This window comes from Luteimonas sp. GW821-FHT14E02 (genome assembly GCF_058803905.1).
In genome coordinates this window covers 202,063-219,290 of the sequence record NZ_JBXAPK010000007.1, presented here as the reverse complement: position 1 = coordinate 219,290, position 17,228 = coordinate 202,063, and the positions used below count along the sequence as shown (strand labels likewise).

The window sequence follows — 17,228 nt, the reverse complement described above, 5'->3', positions numbered from 1 at the left end:
GACGAAGCGGAGGCTCTTACGATCCCCGACTTCCGATTTCCGACTCCCGGCCTTTGACCGTGCGCAACGCACTGGCGCGCACCAGCACCTCCGGCGGATTCAACTCCTCCGGTGTGCAGAAGATGCGATGCCGGCGCAGCCACTGCCCCGGTGCGAACGCCGAGGTCAGGATCACGATCGGGATCGACAGCACCAAGCCCAGGATCACCGGCGCCATCCACGCCGCCAATCCCGGCGAGACCAGATACGTGGCGATGCCGGCCACCGCGCCGAACAGCGTCAGTCCGCCATAACTGCGCAGCAGGCTCGACAGTGGCAGGCTGCCGTCGTCGCGACGCTGCGATTCCCAGCCCGAATCACGCCCCGCCAGCACCTCGGCCACACCACGTGATTGCACATACATCGTCACCGGCGCCATCAGCGCGGCCAGCACGGTTTCCAGCAGCATCGCGATGAAGGCGCGCACGAAGCCACCGCAGCCACGGCGCATGTCGCGATCGAACATCGTGGCGATGAAGCCCATCAGCTTCGGCGACAGCAGCATCGTCATGGTGATGATAAACACCCAGATGAAGCGCTGCGGGTCCTGCTCGCGCCAGTACGCCGTCGGCGAGAACGCGGGGATCACGAAATTGCCCCACGCGAAACCCGCGTTCACCAGCGGGATCGCCAAGCCGACCAGCATCAGCATCGCCCACATCGGCGCGGTGAAGTAATGGCCGATGCCGATCAGCAGATGCCAGCGATTCACCCAATGCAGCCCGCGCGCCGGCAGCACCGCGCCATGCTGCAGATTGCCCTGACACCAGCGGCGATCGCGGATCAGCATGTCGGTGAGCGAGGGCGGACCTTCCTCGTAGCTGCCCTGCAAACCGGGAATCATGTGCAACGCCCAGCCACCGCGACGCAACAGCGCGGCCTCGACGAAGTCGTGGCTGAGCACGGTGCCACGGAATGGCTTCACGCCACGCAGCTCCGGCAATCCCGCGCACTCGGCGAAGGCGCGCGTGCGAATCAGCGCGTTGTGGCCCCAATAGTTGCTCTCGGCGCCATGCCACCAGGCCACGCCGTAGGCGATGACCGGCCCGTACACGCGTCCGGCGAACTGCTGCATGCGCGCGAACAGCGTGCCGCCGTTGACGATCACCGGCAATGTCTGGATCAGCGCGACGTCCTCGTGCCGCTCCATCGCACCGGCGAGCCGGACGATGGTCTCGCCGGTCATCAGACTGTCGGCATCGAGAATGAGGAAATGCGGATACGCCGCGCCCCAGCGCCGCACCCAGTCGGCGATGTTGCCGGCCTTGCGCTCATGGTTGTTCTCGCGCAGACGGTAGTAAACGCGCGCGTCCGCGCCAAGCCGGGCACGCAGCGCGTCAAAAGCGGCCGCCTCGGCCGCCTGGATCTCCGGCTTGCGCGTATCGCTGAGCACGAAGAAGTCGAAATGCGCGAGCCGGCCCGTGGCCGCCACCGATTCGTAGATCGCCTGCAGGCCCGCGAGCAAACGCTCGGGGTCTTCGTTGTAGGTCGGCATCAGCAGCGCGGTGCGCGTACCCAGTGTTGGCAATGGTGCCTTCGCGGACAGGCCCAGGCGCGCGCGCCTGCGCGAGATCACCAGCACGAAGCCCGCGAGCGCGCCGACGAAGGACTGCACGATCCAGGCGAACAGCAGGATGAACAGCGCCAGCAGCGAGCCTTCCAGCACATCGATGCCGTCGCCGCGCAGCAGCCACCAGATCTGATAGGCCGCGATCAACGTCAGCAACACTGCGCTGCCGATCACCGCGAAGCGGCGCCAGAACATGCCGTTCGGCGTGGTCGGCAGCACGCGATTGCGCAAGCGGCCGGCACGCAGCGTCTGCACCGGCATCGTCATCGGCGCTTCCGGCGGCAAAGTCAGCGGTGGCGGTGTGCCTTGCCGCGGCGGCAGCGGCGTGCTCATCGTCACGCTCATGCCAGCCACCGGTACAGCCAGGTTTCCGTCAACGGGCCTTGCTTGTCGAGCAGGCGTGCGCGCAGTTCGATCGCGCGCGCCTCGCCGGGCTGCAATTCGAAGCTGAGCCGCCATCCGCGCTGATGGCGATACGCGACCGCGTTGCGCACGGTGCCGTGCGACGCCGTCGCCTCGATCTGCGGTTCCGCGTCCTCCGGCAGGTTCATCAGGCGTCCGCCGGCCAGATCGATCACGATCAGGCGCGCGCCCGCCTTCGCGGCACGGCCGATGCGCGTGCCGGCCACGCGCGCCAGCTGCGGCTGCCAGGCATGATCGCGGCACCAGTGCAGGCGATAGCGCCAGCGATGCTCGCGGCCCGCGGCGAGCGGTTCGCGCGGACGCCAGAAGGCGACGATGTTGTCGCTGTATTCGTTCGGCGTCGGAATTTCCACCAGATGCACTTCGCCTTCACCCCACTCGCCCACCGGCTCGACCCAGAGACCGGGCCGGTTCTGATAATTCGCCTCGGCATCCATGTAATCGGCGTAATCGCGTTTGCGTTGCATCAGTCCGAAGCCGCGCGGATCGCGATCCTGGAAGCCGCTGTGCTGCAGCGCCCTCGGGTTCTGCAGCTGGCGCCAAACCTGTTCGCCGCTGCCGTTGAGCAGGGCGAGACCATCAGAATCATGCACTGCCGGGCGGTAATCGTCGATGCCGAGGCGATCGCTCGCATCGAAATCGAACATGCTGGTGAGCGGCGCGATGCCCGCTTTCGCGAGGGGAACGCGCGGATACAGCCGCAGATCCACATCGAACACAGTCTCCACGCCCGGCGTGATGCGGAAGCGCATCGCCGCCGCCGCGCTCGGGCTGTCGAGCAATGCGTGCACCACCATCGCATCCGCGCCCGCGGCCGGCTGCTCCAGCCAGAACGCCTTGAAAACGGGAAATTCCTCCGGCCCCGGCTGCTCGCCCGTGCCCAGCGCCAATCCGCGCGCGGAGAGGCCGTAGCTCAAGCCTTTCGCCACCGCGCGGAAGTAGCTGGCGCCAAGGAAGGCGCAGACTTCATCAAAATAGTCGGGCCGATTGAAAGGCGCATGCAGACGGAAGCCGGCGAAGCCGAGATCGCCGACGTCGGCATCGCGCAACGCGGGTCGCGGCGCGTAGTCGAACAGGTCCGTCGAGAACGCGAACGGCGTCACCTTGCCGCCATTCACCATGTAGATATCGACGCGCTCCTTGAACAGGAACCCGCGATGAAAGAATTGCGCCTGGAACGGCAGGCCCTGCTCGCGCCACAACGCGCGCGCCGGGCGATAGCGGAAATCGCGATAGGCGTCGTAGCCGAGCTTCTCCAGGGCTGCGGGCAGGCGCCGATCCGGCGGCCGATAGGCGCTCGCGGCCAATGCCTTCGCCTGCGCGGCGACGGTATCGTCGTTGAAACCGTTGCTGCTCGCCGGCACCGCTGAAACCGTTTTCAAATCACCGGCCAGCGCGGTCAGGGGCAACGACAATCCCGCCAACACCACTTCGCGACGACGCACGCGGACTCCTTCTCGACAGCGATCGCGCACTATACGGAGCCGATCCGCAGCAAAACGTAAATCCCGGGGCCGCGCGGCCGCTGCGGTACAGGTCTCAGTTCATTCGCACGCGCCTGCAATCCAGGCAGCGCAATATCGATGCAGGCGCCAATGCGCGGCACATGATCCATGCCCGCGCACTCGGAAATACTTCGTTCCGCCTTGCCGCCAGAATCGGCGAACGGATGTCGATCGACTCAGTCGATGCGGAACACGCGCGGCTTCGCCACGTCCTCGTCGACCTGCAGGAACCAGCGCCCGGCGATGCCCGGCACGACCACCACCTCCGGTGCCTGCAACGGCTTGTGCAGCTTCATGCTGCCCTTGAGCACCTGCCAGCGCTGGCCATTCTCGAGTTCGAACACGGTGCCTGGGCCCCACTCGCTCACGCTGCCTTTCAGGCGGCTCTTGATGGGACCGTCCTCCAGGCCGATCAGCGAGGAGGCGCCCATGCCCTGCCGCTGCCGGACTTCTTCCGCGACGGGCTTCTGCACGCTCGCGTCTTTCTCAGCGGCTTCGCGCAACATGCGATTGAGCAGCGTCAACTGCTCCGGGGCCAGGTTCACCTCGCGCAACTGTTCCGGCGTCAATCGCTTCTCGATCTCGACGTAGGACTGCTGCGCCATCGCAGCGAAGGAAGCGAACAGCATCGCCACCACAAGACCGCTTTTCTTCAACATCGCTCGTCTCCTTATCCCGCCGGATGCATCGTCCGGCATTGCCATCGACCGAAACTGATCAATTCTGCCCGTCTTTCATGTCGGATTTGCGTCACCGAGCCATGGCATCCGTTCGCCGCGCCGGCCTACCATGCTTCGGAGGCCGGTCGCGATGAAGCCGGGCGATCCGATCGGCCGTCGCGACCAGTTGCGCGCGCAGGGCCGGCGGCCCGAGCACCACGACCTCCTCGCCCAGCCGCATCAGTTCGCGAATCCCGAAGCTGAAGGATTCGAGCGGCAGCTGGCAACGCACCCATCCGTTGCGATCCGGCTTGCTCGCGGTCTGCGCCGCCATGCGCATCACATAGGGGCCGAGCAGTTCGAGCATGTAGACGCCCTGCGGCGACAGCCGCACGTCGGCGAGTTCGTGATAGACGCCCGCCTCGTACTCGCGCACCGCCTTCTCCCAATGCACGACCAGGTCGAAGTTCGGCGGCCGCACGAAGGTCTCGTCACAAATCTCGGCATCGTGGATGTTGGTGGCGCGATAGCTGCGCACGGATTTGCCGCTGCGCGCCACGAGATACCAGATACCGCCCTTGAGCACGAGCCCGAGCGGCGCCAGCTTGCGCGGATGTGCCCCGGTTTCGCCGGAACGGCGATAGCGCAGCCTGAGCATGCGCTCGTTCCACACCGCGCTCGCGATGACCGGCAGCGACGGCAGCTGATCGGCGCTGTGGAACCACGACTGCGCATCGAGATGAAAACGCGCCGCGATGCGTTCGGCCTTCAGCTGCATCTCCGGCGGTAGCGCCGCCAGCAGTTTCAGCCGCGCCGTGGACAACGCGTCCGCCAGTCCCAGTTGCGCGGCGGGACCGGGCAGGCCGGCGAGAAACAGCGTCTCCGCCTCGGACTGGTTGAGGCCGGTGAGCAGCGTGCGATAGCCATCACGCAAGCGGAAGCCGCCGCTGCGCCCGCGTTCGGCATAGACGGGAATGCCAGCCGCGCTGAGCTGATCGATATCGCGATGGATCGTGCGCACGGCCACTTCGAACTCCGCCGCCAGCTCGCGCGCGCTCATGCGGCCGCGCGTCTGCAGCAGCATCAGGATCGACAAGAGGCGGCTTGCCAGCACGTTTCGCCCTCGTTCGAATACATGACATCAGATGGCATCTTTAGAGGGGCATCCTACGCGCATCATCCGAAAAGGGGGATGGCATGAAGACCATTCGTTTCGCGCTGCTCACCGGCCTGCTGGTCGCCGCCGGCTCGGCATATCCGGCATGGGCCTCGCAGGACACGCCCAAACCGCCCACGGAAGCCGGCGACCTGTCCGGCCTGCACGACTTCGACTTCCTCGTCGGCGACTGGAAAGTGCATCACCGCAAACTGAAGGAACGCCTGGCCGGCAGTGACGAATGGATCGAGTTCGACGGCACGCTCAGCATGCGCAAGCTGATGGATGGCCGGGCCAACGTCGGCGACAACCTGTTCAATGTGCCGGGCGGCGCTTATCGCGGCATCGGTTTTCGCGCCTACGACCCGAAGACCGGGCAATGGGCCAGCTGGTGGCTCGATGGGCGCAATCCGTTCGGCAATCTCGATCCCGCGATCAAAGGCCGTTTCAAAGACGGGATCGGCACCTTTCATGCGAACGACACGCTGAAGGGAAAACCGATTCGCATGCGCGTCATCTGGTCGCGCGTCACGGCCAATTCGGCGCGCTGGGAGCAGGCGTTCTCCGATGATGGCGGCAAGACGTGGGAGACGAACTGGATTTCCGACTTCCAACGAGTTCCGTGAGCCAACTGTCTGCGTCACAGCACATCACGACATCCGCTCTTGATGACAACTTCAGTCCAATCGAGAAATGCCCGATGACCTGTCCCGTTTCCACTTCGCGCCGAAAGCTCATGATCGATGCCATCACAGGCGCGAGTGCCGCCAGCCTGCTGCCGATCGCAGGCCTCGCAGCCGCCTCCGACAAGCAAGCATCGACGCATGGCCAGACCGCCTCGAATCTCGTGATTCCAACCGGCGGCGTCCACGATTTCGATTTCTTCGTCGGCCACTGGCACGGCACCAACCGGCGCCTGAAGCAGCGCTGGATCGGCAGCGACGATTGGGATGTCTTTCCCGGCGCTCTTCGTTGCGAAAACCGCATGGGTGGTGGCGTCAACATCGATGAGGTCAATTTCGCCACCAAGGGTTGGTCGGGCATGACCGTGCGCATCTTCAACCCGAAGAAACGGCAGTGGTCGCTGTACTGGATCAACAGCATCACTGGTGAATTGTTTCCGCCGGTGGTGGGTGGCTTCGACGGCGATCACGGCGAGTTTTACGGCGATGACACCGACGAAGGCAGACCGGTCAAGGTCCGTTTTCGCTGGAAACGCCTTGGGCCCGATGATGCGCATTGGGAACAGGCGTTTTCCATCGACGGCAAGGCATGGGAAACCAACTGGACCTGCGAATTCGCCCGCGTGAAGGCCTGAGATCCACCTCAGGCGACGTTCTGCGGCACCCAGGCATTCCACAGCAGCCGCGCCTCTTCGGCGATCACATCCGGACGCTCTTCCGGCCAGAACAGCTTGCTGTCCTCCAGCCGCCTGACGCCTCGGGAGTTGCCAAGCACGCGATCCAGATAAGCCGGACTATCCGGCGAGAAGATCGTATCGCTCATGCCCCAGACGACGCGGGTCGGCACGGCACTGCGCTTGAGCTTGGCCTCCAGGCCAAGCAGTGCATTGCGTTCGAGGCCAATCGCATACGCATGCGCGAGCGCCTTGCTGCGTGCACTGGCCAGCAGTGGCGTGAAGTAGGTGTCGATCGCTTCGTCCGTCGGTTGCGATGGATCGGCGTAGCACATCCCGCCGATGCCTTGCGAGGAACGCGCCAGCACTTTGTCATCGCGCCATGGCGCCAGCCATTGGTCCACGAACTTGCCCTGCTTGGCCAGTTCGATCACCGGCAGCAACGCCGGCGGCGGGTTGTCGGTTTCGACGTCGCAGTTGGTCAACAGCATCGTGCGCACGCGTTGCGGATGCCGGACCACGAACAGCTGCGCCACCGCACCGCCGCTGTCGTTGGCGACCAGATCGACACTCGTGATTCCCAGCGTATCCAACAGCGACACGAGCATCGCGACCTGTTCGTCGGGGCCGACGCCTTGCCCCTCGGCGACCTCCGTGTATCCCATTCCCATGAAATCCGGAGCGATACAGCGGCGGTACGGCGACAGTCGTTCGAGCGCACCGCGCCACTGGAAACTGTTGAGTGGGAATCCGTGCAGAAACAACGCCGCCGATCCGGTGCCGCGCTCGACGTAGGCGATGTTGCCGAAGGACGTCTTCACGAAGCGTCGCGCGGCGTGGAAGGCGGCCGCATCCAGGGTTTCGCTTTCCGCGACAGTGGTCGCGCTCAGGCCGCCACGGCTCAAGCAGCCCGCCATCGTGCCCGCCGCGAGCGCGCCGACCGTCATCTTGATGAAATGTCTACGATGCATGTGTTTCTTCCAATGATGGGGATGCGTGATTCGCCGCCCGCGTCGATCCAGCACAGGATGTGCTTGATCCGCTGCTCTGAGATCCGGGAGTAATCGCAATCGACGGCTGCCGCACCGTTTCTGCGGCAGCCGTCGTATTACGTGACGACGTGTGTCGAGTTACGAGCTTGCGTGCCAGTGCGCGCGCAACGCCTGGTTGAATTCCGGCCAGCGCTCTTCGGGGAAGAAGATTCTGGCGCCTTCGAATTCCATGCGCTCCCGAGTACCGGGAATCGTGTCAGCCAGCCAGCGCGACCATTCGATATCGAAATAGATATCGTCGGTGCCCCACGCGATCAGCGTCGGCGCCTGCAACGCTTTCAACTTCTCTTCGACGGCAACCGTGTGGCTGTTGTCGAAGGCGCCGAGAAACCGCTGGAAATCACGCGTGCGCTGCTCGGTCCGGACCAGCGGCCGCAGATAGGTCTCGATGCTGGCGTCGCTCAGCAGTTCCGGCCGTTCGTATGCAGGCCCCAATGCCTGCGGCGAACGATAGACAGATGTGTCGGCCAGCATGCCTTCGAGCGCGCCCCGCAGACCGCCCGCCGCCGCCATCGCCAGAAACGGCTTGAACGCTTCCGGCGGCCAGTTGTCGTGCGTGTCGCAATTGGTCAAGGTGAAGCTGCGGACCCGCTGCGGATGCAGCGCGGCGAAGATCTGTGCGATCCCGCCACCGCTGTCGTTGCCGACCAGGTCCACCTGCTCGATGTTCAAGGCGTCGAGGAACTCATTGAGCATGTTCGCGTTCGCCGTCACCGAGACGTCCTGATCCGGCGTGATCTCCGTATCGCCGTGGGCCAGCAGGTCCACGGCGATACAGCGCCGGATGTCCGACAGGTGCGCGAGCTGGTGGCGCCAGAGGTGGCTGTTCAACAACACGCCATGGACGAACAACGCGACCGGTCCGGCACCTTGTTCGAGATAGCTGATCCGTCCCGATGGCGTCTCGACGCTGCGGCGGATGGCCGAGTAGGTCGTCCCGTCCATGATCAGCCCTTCCTCGGCGCCGTCGCGGCGTCGGAGGCTTCCTTCAGTTTCTGCGCGCATTCCTCGCAGCACACTTCCACGGTCTTGCCGCCGATCTTCACCTGGATGGCAGTCTCGTCCAGGGGGTAATCGCACGCGGCGCAAGTCTTTTCCGCCATGACACTCTCCGATGAGCGCCCGAAATCCGGGCGTGATCAGTAGGCCACGGGGGGTGCGGACCCCGCTGTCAGAATCTTTAGCGATTTGCCGGAGCGACTTGCCAGAATCGGCCGAGACACGCCTAATTCAGGCGTGTTCGATCTTCATCATTCCCACGAATGCGGGAATGACGGCTCCCCTGTTTTTCAGCGATGCAGCGCAGACTGGCGGAATTCGGAGGGCGAACGGCCGTAGGTCTGCTGGAAAGCGGCGCTGAAATGGCTGTGACTGGAGAAACCGAGTTCGTGGCTGAGCGCGCTCAGGTCGTCGTATTGGCCTAGCAGGTCAAGTGAGCGGGCGAGCCGCAGGCGCAGCTGGTAGCGGTACAGCGGCAAACCTTCCACTTGCTGGAACACCTGGGTGAGATAGACCGGTGACACGCCGACTTCGGCGGCGATGTCGGCCAGGGTCCAGCGCCGCGACAGATCGCTGGTCAGCACCAGCTTGGCCCGGTCGACGAGGCGCTGCTTGCCGACGTTGGCGCCTGCGACATGCGTGGTGCGCGGTCCCAGCGAACGCTGCACGAGAGTCAGCGCCAGGCTTTCGGCTTCTAGCCGCTCGGCGACGTTCTGCCGCAGGCTGTGCCGCAGCATCGCCACGAGCGCCTGCGCGCGCGGATCGATGCGCAGGCGTTGATGCCGGAACGCCAGATCCTCGCCGCCATGCAGCAGCTCTTTCGGCGCCAGTTCGCGCAGGAGGCCTTGGTCGACGGACACCGAGAGGCAGGCATCGCCGCCCTCGATGGGATGACTGACCTGATACCCCTCACCGGCATTGAAGAACAGCACCTGGCTGGCCTCGGCCACCACTTCCGCACTGCCCACATGGCGCACGTAGACGCCGCGATAGGGAAACACCAGATAGGTCGAACTCGCGCACTCCTCCGCGCTCTTGTGCCGGCATTCGCCACGGCAGCACACATCCATCACCCCGACGGTGGGCGTCTTCAGCAACGGATGGACTGTGAATTCGGACATGCCTGTGTCGAGCGCCGGAACCCGCGGTCGGCCTACTCTAACGCTTCACGGCATCGGAATCAGTCCTTGCGCCTGCCGAATGCGAAATAGGCCAGCAGCAGGGTCAACAGGATCAGGCAAATGACGATCGCCAGGAATCCGTGACCATTCTCGGACAACGGAATGCCACCCACGTTCATGCCGAACAGGCCCGCGATCAGATTGATCGGAAGCGCCATCACCGTGACGACCGTCAGTACGAACAGGCTGCGGCCGGTCTGTTCGTTGACGAGCGCGGCGAGTTCTTCCTGGATCAGCTTGACGCGTTCGACCAATGCCACCGAATCACCGATCGCGGTGGAGAATTCCTCGGCGGCCTGCTGCAGGTCCTGCACGTCATCACGGCTGATCCATTCCGGCGGCCGGCTGAGCAATCGGAACAATGCCGTCGGCTCCGGCGCCAGCAGGCGCTGCAGCCGCACCAGCGAGCGCCGCAGGGCGCTGAGCTCCTTGCGGTCGGAGGAAATGCGGTTGGCCAGCAGCTTGTCCTCGATGCCATCGACCCGGCGCGTGGACTTGCGCAGGATGTCGCCGAGTACGTCGGCCTGATCGCGCAGCAGATGCGCCAGCAGTTCCACCGGCGAGCGGAACGCATGGCCGGCACGCACGGACGCGCGCAGCTGATCGACCGAACGCAACGGCCGCAGACGCGCGCTTACCAGCAGACGCGGCTGGATGCAGAGGCTGGTGGTGCCGACTTCCGAAGCGTCGAAGGTGGAATCGAAGAGCACGTCGTGGATCACGGCCACCAGCGATCCCGCGTCCAGTTCCAATCGGGTGGAACCGACTTCGCTGCGCAGGGATTCGAAGAACGCCTCCGGCAGCGACAATCCGCGGTGCATGTAGCGTTCCGACGCCTGGTTCGAGAGCGAGAAATGCAGCCAGAGGAATTCGCCGCGGGCCTGCTCGCCTTGCGCCGCCAGGAATTCCGGCACGGCGTCGGTGCTGATCGGCTGCGCCGGCTGTCCGGGCGCGAAGCGATAGCCCCAGATCAGGCCGTGCTCGTTCGAACCGTAGGTGTTGTCGATGATCCGCACGTCGCCAGCCTGTCGTCGCTCGCGGCTAGGCTAGCGGAAAGCCGGGCATTTGTGCCGGCCGTGCACCAGAAGCAGAAAAGCCGGCGATTTGTCGCCGGCTTGTCATCAAAGCCGCCAGCAGCGCCGCTTCCGTACGGCGCCCGGCGATGCGAGTTGACCAGGGGAATGGGGTATCGCATGTCGTTGCTGGCAGGAATAGATTGCCGGACCCGCCGGCTCCTGCCCATCGGTGATCACCGCTTCGGCGTGTCGGGTTTTTCCTACAGGGGGCGGGGCCGTTTTTCCTCCGGCGCCCGCCGGACAATGCCTCAAAAAGCGGCCACGGCTGGGAAAACCATGGCCGCCAGGTCCGTCACGCCTTGATGAAGTCGAGCAGATCGTTGTTCAAGCGATCCTTGTGAGTGTCGGTGATGCCGTGCGGCGCACCCGGATAGACGATGAGCTTGGCGTCCTTCACCAGCTTCGCCGAGGCCTTGCCGGCGGCATCGATCGGCACGACCTGGTCGTCATCGCCGTGGATGACCAGCGTCGGCACGTCGAAGCGCTTCAGGTCCTCGGTGAAGTCGGTGGCGGAGAACGCGGCGATCGAATCGTAGGTGTTCTTGTGCCCGCCCATCATGCCCTGCATCCAGAACGAGTTGATCAGGCCTTGCGAAGGCTTGGCACCTGGACGGTTGAAGCCGAAGAACGGGCCGGATGCCAGGTCCAGGTACAACTGCGAGCGGTTGTCGATCGAACTCTTGCGCAGACCATCGAACACTTCGATCGGCAAGCCGCCCGGGTTCGCCGGCGTCTTCAACATCAGCGGCGGCACCGAACTGACCAGCACGGCCTTGCTGACGCGTTTCGTGCCGTGGCGACCGATGTAGCGCGCCACTTCGCCACCGCCCGTCGAGAAACCGACCAGGACGGCATCCTTCAGATCCAGGGCTTCGATCACCGCGGCCAGATCGTCGGCGTAGTGATCCATGTCGTTACCGTCCCACGGCTGGCTGGAGCGGCCATGGCCACGGCGATCGTGGGCGATGACGCGATAGCCCTGCGAAGCGAGGAACAGCATCTGCGCTTCCCAGTTGTCCGAGCTGAGCGGCCAGCCGTGGCTGAAGACGACGGGGCGCCCGCTGCCCCAGTCCTTGTAGTAGAGCTGCACGCCGTCTTGCGTGGTGATGGTGCTCGACGTCTTGGCGACGGCGGGACGAGTGGATTCGTTCATGGCGGTTTCTCTCCGGATATTCGTGAGGGGGAAGAAGTCAGTCGGCGACGACCAGCGAAACGTCGATGTTTCCGCGAGTGGCGTTGGAGTACGGGCAGACCTGGTGCGCCTGCTCGACCAGCGCCTGCACCTGCTCGCGTGGCAGGCCTGGAGCGGAGATGCGCAGTTCAGCCTGGAGACCAAAACCATGCTGGATGGGGCCGATGCCTACGCTACCGGTGATGCTGGTCGTCTCCGGCAAGGCCACCTTGGCCTGACGGGCCACGAGCTTCAGGGCGCTGAGGAAGCAAGCCGAGTAGCCAGCGGCGAACAGCTGTTCCGGGTTGGTGCCGGGACCGCCCGCGCCGCCCAGTTCGCGCGGCGTGGAAAGCTGGACGTCCAGGGCGCGGTCGGAGCTGACCGCGCGGCCATCGCGACCACCGGTGACGTTGGCCTGGGCGGTGTAGAGGATCTTTTCGAGGGACATGGCTGAGTTCCTTTGAGAGGGGTGGGAGGCGCCGTATTGCGCCGGCGAGGTGTACTTTGCACCTTTCTTTGAAACTAAAAGCAACATAAAATCTCAAAAACTTGATTTGGAGTATCGACCATGGTCGACCGCCTCGAAACCCTGCTGGAACGCTTTTCCGTCAGCGCCCGGGTTTTCCACACCGGCGTGCTCTGCGGGGTCAACACGCTCGACCCCACGGACGACAGCGGCCAGTTGCACCTGATCCGCAGTGGAACGGCCGATGTCCGCCACCGCGGCGCCGACGATCTGCACATCGATACTCCCAGCCTGCTGCTCTACCCACGGCCGCTGCCGCACAGCTTCATCACCGACGCGACGCATGGCGCCGACTTTGCCTGCGCTTATTTGCGTTTCGAAGGCGGCGCCGCGAATCCGATCACGGCCGCCCTGCCGGATGTCGTCTGCCTGCCGCTGCAGGAAATCGAGGGCGCGGAGAACGTGCTGGCGCTGCTGTTCGAGGAAGCCTCCCTGCATCGTTGCGGGCGGCAGGCCTTGCTCAATCGTCTGTTCGAGATCGTCCTCATCCAGATCCTGCGACAGCTGATGGAAAGCGGACGCGCCCAGGTCGGCATGCTCGCCGGATTGGCACACCCGCGATTGCGCCACGCACTGGTGGCGATGCACGAACAGCCCGCCGAGGACTGGTCGCTGCACACGCTCGCCGATCGCGCCGGCATGTCGCGCAGCGTGTTCGCCAATACGTTCCGGGACACGGTGGGCTGCACGCCGGGCAGCTATCTGCAGAAGTGGCGCATCGGACTGGCTCAGCAGGCCTTGCGGGGCGGGCGTCCACTCAAGCTCGTCGCGGACGAGGTCGGCTATGGCAGCGAAGCCGCCTTGTCGCGGGCGTTCAAGGCGCAGATCGGACATTCGCCCAGGGAATGGAAGCAAGCCGAGAGCACTTGAGCCTGGCGACATCGCACCGGAGTCTCGACCTTGGTCCATGACTCCATGGTCGCAATCCGCAGCGGTGATTCACAGGACATATACCTGGCGCACAGGCCGGTGCGCTACGCTTATGCCCATGTCCTTCCCGGCATTCCTGCTGCGCATCGTGCTGATCTCGATCCTCGTTCTGAACGGGGCCACATCGGCGTTCGCGTCGGCGCACATGCACTTGTCGGATTCGATGCCGTCGCGGACGGCATCCGCGACGCCCAGCGCTGATGCACCGATGGCTTCGCACTGCGCCAGTCACGGCGATCACATGGCCGCCGCCAAACAAGAGACTGATGCGCCGATGGCGGCGACATCACCGGAACAAGGCGACGATCCTCCCGTTCCTGACTGCTGCAAGCAGCGTTGCGATTGCGCATGCGTGCACGCGTGCGCCACGGCCGTTCCCGTCGCCGTGCAAACATCGCTCGCCATCCCGCACGATCTGAGCACCCGATTCATGGCCCTCGGGCATCCCTCGCCCGCGTTGCCACATCTGATCCGACCTCCCATCGGCTAAGCGTCCCGACGGCGCCTCGAGCGCCCGTTCGTCGTGTCCTGACTCCTCGTATCGAGAGAAGTCGGCGGCCCGGCGTGAACGCCCGCACTCCGGGCAATCTTTCGACGCATGTGGAGTTTCCATGTCATCTGATTCCTTCGGCATCGGCGGCCCGCGCCATCTGTCGCGGCGCCGCTTCGTGCAGGGCCTGGCCGCCGGCGGCGCCATCGCCGGCCTCGGCCTGTGGCCCAGATCGAGCTGGGCCTTGAAAGGCCCGGGCAATGCCAACGTGCTTTCCGGCACCGAGTTCGACCTCAGCATCGGCGAGACGCCGATGAATTTCACCGGCCGCACGCGCCCGGCCATCACCGTCAACGGTTCAATCCCGGCACCGCTGCTGCGCTGGCACGAAGGCACCACGGTCAATCTGCGCGTGTCCAACGCGCTGCCCGCCGGTTCGATACACGGCAGCGACACCTCGATCCATTGGCACGGCATCGTGCTGCCGGCCAACATGGACGGCGTGCCGGGACTGAGTTTCGACGGCATTCGCCGTGGTGAAACCTTCCACTACCGTTTCGCGGTCCGCCAGGGCGGCACCTACTGGTATCACAGCCATTCCGCGTTCCAGGAACAGGCCGGCCTGTACGGCCCGCTGGTGATCGATCCGATCGAACCCGAACCTTTCAGCTACGACCGCGATTACGTGGTGATGCTGTCCGACTGGACCGATCTGGATCCGGCTTCGCTGTTCTCGCGGCTGAAGAAGATGCCGGGCCATGACAACTACTACAAACGCACGGTTGGTGATTTCTTCCGCGACGTGAAGAAGAGCGGCTTCGCCGCCACGGTCGAGGACCGCAAGATGTGGGGGCAGATGCGGATGACGCCGACCGACCTGTCCGACGTCAACGCGAACACCTACACCTACCTCATGAACGGCACCACGGCGCTGGGCAACTGGACCGCCTTGTTCCGTTCCGGCGAGAAGGTGCGACTGCGCTTCATCAACGGCTCGGCGATGACCTATTTCGACGTGCGCATTCCCGGCTTGAAGATGACGGTCGTCGCCGCCGACGGGCAATACGTGCATCCGGTGACGGTGGATGAATTCCGCATCGCCGTGGCCGAAACCTACGACGTCATCGTCGAGCCGAGCGGCCAGGACGCCTTCACGATCTTCGCGCAGGATTCCGGCCGCACCGGCTACGTCAGCGGCACACTGGCGGTACGCGAGGGATTACGCGCGCCGGTGCCGGCGGTGGATCCGCGTCCGATCCTGACCATGGCCGACATGGGCATGGATCACAATGGCATGGGCGGCATGGACATGTCCGGCGGCAAGGGCATGGAAGGCAGCTGCGGCGCCAACATGGGCATGGCGGGGATGCAGCACGGCGCACAGGATGATGGGAAGGCATCCGCGCAGCAACCCGCTTCCGATCCACATGCGGGCCACGACATGAGCGCCATGCAAGGAAGCGCGATGGACAACATGAATCACGGCACCGGCATGCAATCGCATCCGGCGAGCGAGACGCGCAATCCATTGATCGACAATCAGGCGATGACGCCAACCTCGCGTCTCGACGATCCCGGCAACGGCCTGCGCGACACCGGCCGCACCGCGCTCACCTACGCGATGCTCAAGAGCACTTTCGACGATCCCGACGGCCGCGATCCCGGCCGCGAGATCGAACTGCATCTCACCGGCCACATGGAAAAATTTTCCTGGGGCTTCAACGGCCAGAAGTTCTCGCAAGTGGCACCGCTCCGCCTCAACTATGGAGAACGCGTGCGCATCGTGCTGGTCAACGACACGATGATGACGCATCCGATCCACCTGCACGGAATGTGGAGCGACGTCGAGGACGACAAGGGCAACTTCCTGGTGCGCAAGCACACCGTCGACATGCCGCCGGGCAGCAAACGCAGCTATCGCGTGCGCGCCGACGCCTTGGGCAGCTGGGCCTATCACTGTCACCTGCTCTATCACATGGAAGCGGGAATGATGCGCGCCGTTCGCGTCGAGGAGGCCAGCGCATGAACGCCTCCGCATTCCTTCGCGCAAGCTTGTTGACTCTCGCGCTGCTCCCGCTGCTTCCCGTCACGGCGGCGGCGCAGGAAATGGATCACTCCAAGATGCAGATGCCGATGCAACCGGCTTCGACCCAGCAACCCGGAAAACAAACCACTCAGAAGAAAAAAACCAAGCCGGCGACAAATGAAAGCCATGCCGGCCATGGAACAGAGAAGCCGGCTGCATCACCAGCGCAAGAGATGGATCACTCGAAGATGGGCCACGACATGGGCACGATGCCCAAGGACGCCCCTTCGAGGCCGGCGATGGATCACGCCGGCATGCAGCACAAGACATCGACGACGCCAGCCGCGCCAACTCAGCCGCGCACGCCAATCCCGCCCGTCACCGATGCGGACCGTGCCGCCGCGATCGCGCCATCGCATCGCCACGACATGCTCGATAATGCGATCCAGCGCTATTTCCTGATCAATCGCCTCGAAGTCTCCGATGCGGATCCAGGCACCGCATTCGCCTGGGAAGGCCAGGGCTGGATCGGCACCGACCTCGATCGCCTCTGGCTGCGCAGCGAAGGCGAACGCAGCGACGGCCGCACCGAAGCAGCGGATCTGGAGCTGCTCTATGGCCGCAGCATCTCCGCCTGGTGGGATCTGGTCGCTGGCGTTCGCCAGGATTTCAAGCCCGGCGATTCGCAAACCTTCGCCGCCATCGGCGTGCAGGGATTGGCGCCGCAGAAGTTCGAAGTCGAAGCCACCGCCTACGTCGGCGAGCACGGACAGACCGCAGCCCGTTTCGAGGCCGAGTACGAACTGCTCCTCACCAACCGCCTGATCCTGCAACCGCTGGTCGAAGTCAACCTGTTCGGCAAGAACGACTCCGCGCGCGGCATCGGCTCCGGCTTGAGCACCGCCGAGGCGGGCCTGCGGCTGCGCTACGAATTCACGCGCAAGTTCGCGCCGTACATCGGCGTGGTCTACGAGCGTGCGTTCGGGAACACGGCCGACCTGCGCCGCGAAGAATTCGAAGACGTCGACGACACCCGTGTCGTCATCGGCCTTCGCACCTGGTTCTGAG

17 protein-coding genes are annotated in these 17,228 nt (G+C 64.6%); 6 read left to right on the top strand and 11 right to left on the bottom strand.

Annotated features, from left to right (window positions below; genetic code table 11):
• Window positions 1-16: 16 nt before the first annotated feature.
• From mdoH to AC1RNP_RS13450, 4 genes are all read right to left on the bottom strand, one after another.
• Window positions 17-1,942 (bottom strand): glucans biosynthesis glucosyltransferase MdoH, encoded by a 1,926-nt coding sequence (gene mdoH / locus AC1RNP_RS13465; RefSeq protein WP_493051776.1) that lies wholly within the window; start codon window positions 1,940-1,942, stop codon window positions 17-19.
• A gap of 8 nt (window positions 1,943-1,950) precedes the next feature.
• On the bottom strand, window positions 1,951-3,477 hold the full coding sequence (locus AC1RNP_RS13460) for an OpgD/OpgG family glucan biosynthesis protein (protein ID WP_493051775.1): 1,527 nt from the start codon (window positions 3,475-3,477) through the stop codon (window positions 1,951-1,953).
• Between the two features lie 236 nt (window positions 3,478-3,713).
• A complete protein-coding gene (locus AC1RNP_RS13455) occupies window positions 3,714-4,196 on the bottom strand; it encodes a hypothetical protein (RefSeq protein ID WP_493051774.1) in 483 nt (160 codons plus the stop codon).
• Window positions 4,197-4,287: 91 nt separating this feature from the next.
• Window positions 4,288-5,310 carry a helix-turn-helix transcriptional regulator gene (locus tag AC1RNP_RS13450; protein WP_493051773.1) on the bottom strand — a complete coding sequence of 341 codons (1,023 nt, stop codon included), beginning with the start codon at window positions 5,308-5,310 and terminating at the stop codon, window positions 4,288-4,290.
• A gap of 83 nt (window positions 5,311-5,393) precedes the next feature.
• Between AC1RNP_RS13450 and AC1RNP_RS13445 the strand changes: the two genes are divergently transcribed.
• On the top strand, window positions 5,394-5,978 hold the full coding sequence (locus AC1RNP_RS13445; RefSeq protein ID WP_493051772.1) for a hypothetical protein: 585 nt from the start codon (window positions 5,394-5,396) through the stop codon (window positions 5,976-5,978).
• Window positions 5,979-6,088: 110 nt separating this feature from the next.
• On the top strand, window positions 6,089-6,670 hold the full coding sequence (locus AC1RNP_RS13440) for a hypothetical protein (protein WP_493051771.1): 582 nt from the start codon (window positions 6,089-6,091) through the stop codon (window positions 6,668-6,670).
• Window positions 6,671-6,678: 8 nt separating this feature from the next.
• On the opposite strand, the gene AC1RNP_RS13435 is transcribed toward AC1RNP_RS13440, so the two are convergent.
• The 7 genes from AC1RNP_RS13435 to AC1RNP_RS13405 form a co-directional block, all read right to left on the bottom strand.
• Window positions 6,679-7,680 (bottom strand): alpha/beta fold hydrolase, encoded by a 1,002-nt coding sequence (locus AC1RNP_RS13435; RefSeq protein ID WP_493051770.1) that lies wholly within the window; start codon window positions 7,678-7,680, stop codon window positions 6,679-6,681.
• A 159-nt stretch (window positions 7,681-7,839) separates the two neighbouring features.
• Complete coding sequence (locus AC1RNP_RS13430; protein ID WP_493051769.1) at window positions 7,840-8,706, bottom strand: alpha/beta fold hydrolase; 867 nt, start codon at window positions 8,704-8,706, stop codon at window positions 7,840-7,842.
• A gap of 2 nt (window positions 8,707-8,708) precedes the next feature.
• Window positions 8,709-8,864: a hypothetical protein gene (locus AC1RNP_RS13425; RefSeq protein ID WP_493051768.1), complete on the bottom strand. Its 156-nt coding sequence runs from the start codon at window positions 8,862-8,864 to the stop codon at window positions 8,709-8,711.
• 186 nt (window positions 8,865-9,050) lie between these two features.
• A complete protein-coding gene (locus AC1RNP_RS13420; protein ID WP_493051767.1) occupies window positions 9,051-9,881 on the bottom strand; it encodes a helix-turn-helix transcriptional regulator in 831 nt (276 codons plus the stop codon).
• Between the two features lie 59 nt (window positions 9,882-9,940).
• Window positions 9,941-10,957, bottom strand: coding sequence for a transporter (locus AC1RNP_RS13415; RefSeq protein ID WP_493051766.1), 1,017 nt, complete (start codon window positions 10,955-10,957; stop codon window positions 9,941-9,943).
• Window positions 10,958-11,309: 352 nt separating this feature from the next.
• Window positions 11,310-12,170 carry an alpha/beta fold hydrolase gene (locus AC1RNP_RS13410; RefSeq protein WP_493051765.1) on the bottom strand — a complete coding sequence of 287 codons (861 nt, stop codon included), beginning with the start codon at window positions 12,168-12,170 and terminating at the stop codon, window positions 11,310-11,312.
• Window positions 12,171-12,207: 37 nt separating this feature from the next.
• The gene (locus AC1RNP_RS13405; RefSeq protein WP_493051764.1) at window positions 12,208-12,636 is read right to left on the bottom strand and encodes an organic hydroperoxide resistance protein; all 429 of its coding nucleotides are present in this window, start codon (window positions 12,634-12,636) and stop codon (window positions 12,208-12,210) included.
• Window positions 12,637-12,756: 120 nt separating this feature from the next.
• Between AC1RNP_RS13405 and AC1RNP_RS13400 the strand changes: the two genes are divergently transcribed.
• The 4 genes from AC1RNP_RS13400 to AC1RNP_RS13385 all read left to right on the top strand — a co-directional run bounded on the left by AC1RNP_RS13400 (window position 12,757) and on the right by AC1RNP_RS13385 (window position 17,227).
• The gene (locus AC1RNP_RS13400; RefSeq protein ID WP_493051763.1) at window positions 12,757-13,584 is read left to right on the top strand and encodes an AraC family transcriptional regulator; all 828 of its coding nucleotides are present in this window, start codon (window positions 12,757-12,759) and stop codon (window positions 13,582-13,584) included.
• Window positions 13,585-13,702: 118 nt separating this feature from the next.
• On the top strand, window positions 13,703-14,134 hold the full coding sequence (locus AC1RNP_RS13395) for a CopL family metal-binding regulatory protein (RefSeq protein ID WP_493051762.1): 432 nt from the start codon (window positions 13,703-13,705) through the stop codon (window positions 14,132-14,134).
• 121 nt (window positions 14,135-14,255) lie between these two features.
• Window positions 14,256-16,160, top strand: a complete 1,905-nt coding sequence (locus AC1RNP_RS13390; RefSeq protein ID WP_493051761.1) for a copper resistance system multicopper oxidase — start codon at window positions 14,256-14,258, stop codon at window positions 16,158-16,160.
• Window positions 16,157-17,227 (top strand): copper resistance protein B, encoded by a 1,071-nt coding sequence (locus tag AC1RNP_RS13385; RefSeq protein ID WP_493051760.1) that lies wholly within the window; start codon window positions 16,157-16,159, stop codon window positions 17,225-17,227. Before AC1RNP_RS13390 ends, AC1RNP_RS13385 begins: the two co-directional genes overlap by 4 nt.
• The last annotated feature ends 1 nt before the right edge of the window (window position 17,228 follow it).

Excerpts from the sequence above, each read along its gene's own strand:
- mdoH (WP_493051776.1), bottom strand. The coding sequence starts at position 1,942 with ATGAGCACGCCGCTGCCGCCGCGGCAAGGCACACCGCCACCGCTGACT.
- AC1RNP_RS13455 (WP_493051774.1), bottom strand. The coding sequence starts at position 4,196 with ATGTTGAAGAAAAGCGGTCTTGTGGTGGCGATGCTGTTCGCTTCCTTC.
- AC1RNP_RS13445 (WP_493051772.1), top strand. The coding sequence starts at position 5,394 with ATGAAGACCATTCGTTTCGCGCTGCTCACCGGCCTGCTGGTCGCCGCC.
- AC1RNP_RS13440 (WP_493051771.1), top strand. The coding sequence starts at position 6,089 with ATGATCGATGCCATCACAGGCGCGAGTGCCGCCAGCCTGCTGCCGATC.
- AC1RNP_RS13435 (WP_493051770.1), bottom strand. The coding sequence starts at position 7,680 with ATGCATCGTAGACATTTCATCAAGATGACGGTCGGCGCGCTCGCGGCG.
- AC1RNP_RS13430 (WP_493051769.1), bottom strand. The coding sequence starts at position 8,706 with ATGGACGGGACGACCTACTCGGCCATCCGCCGCAGCGTCGAGACGCCA.
- AC1RNP_RS13425 (WP_493051768.1), bottom strand. The coding sequence starts at position 8,864 with ATGGCGGAAAAGACTTGCGCCGCGTGCGATTACCCCCTGGACGAGACT.
- AC1RNP_RS13420 (WP_493051767.1), bottom strand. The coding sequence starts at position 9,881 with ATGTCCGAATTCACAGTCCATCCGTTGCTGAAGACGCCCACCGTCGGG.
- AC1RNP_RS13410 (WP_493051765.1), bottom strand. The coding sequence starts at position 12,170 with ATGAACGAATCCACTCGTCCCGCCGTCGCCAAGACGTCGAGCACCATC.
- AC1RNP_RS13405 (WP_493051764.1), bottom strand. The coding sequence starts at position 12,636 with ATGTCCCTCGAAAAGATCCTCTACACCGCCCAGGCCAACGTCACCGGT.
- AC1RNP_RS13400 (WP_493051763.1), top strand. The coding sequence starts at position 12,757 with ATGGTCGACCGCCTCGAAACCCTGCTGGAACGCTTTTCCGTCAGCGCC.
- AC1RNP_RS13395 (WP_493051762.1), top strand. The coding sequence starts at position 13,703 with ATGTCCTTCCCGGCATTCCTGCTGCGCATCGTGCTGATCTCGATCCTC.
- AC1RNP_RS13390 (WP_493051761.1), top strand. The coding sequence starts at position 14,256 with ATGTCATCTGATTCCTTCGGCATCGGCGGCCCGCGCCATCTGTCGCGG.
- AC1RNP_RS13385 (WP_493051760.1), top strand. The coding sequence starts at position 16,157 with ATGAACGCCTCCGCATTCCTTCGCGCAAGCTTGTTGACTCTCGCGCTG.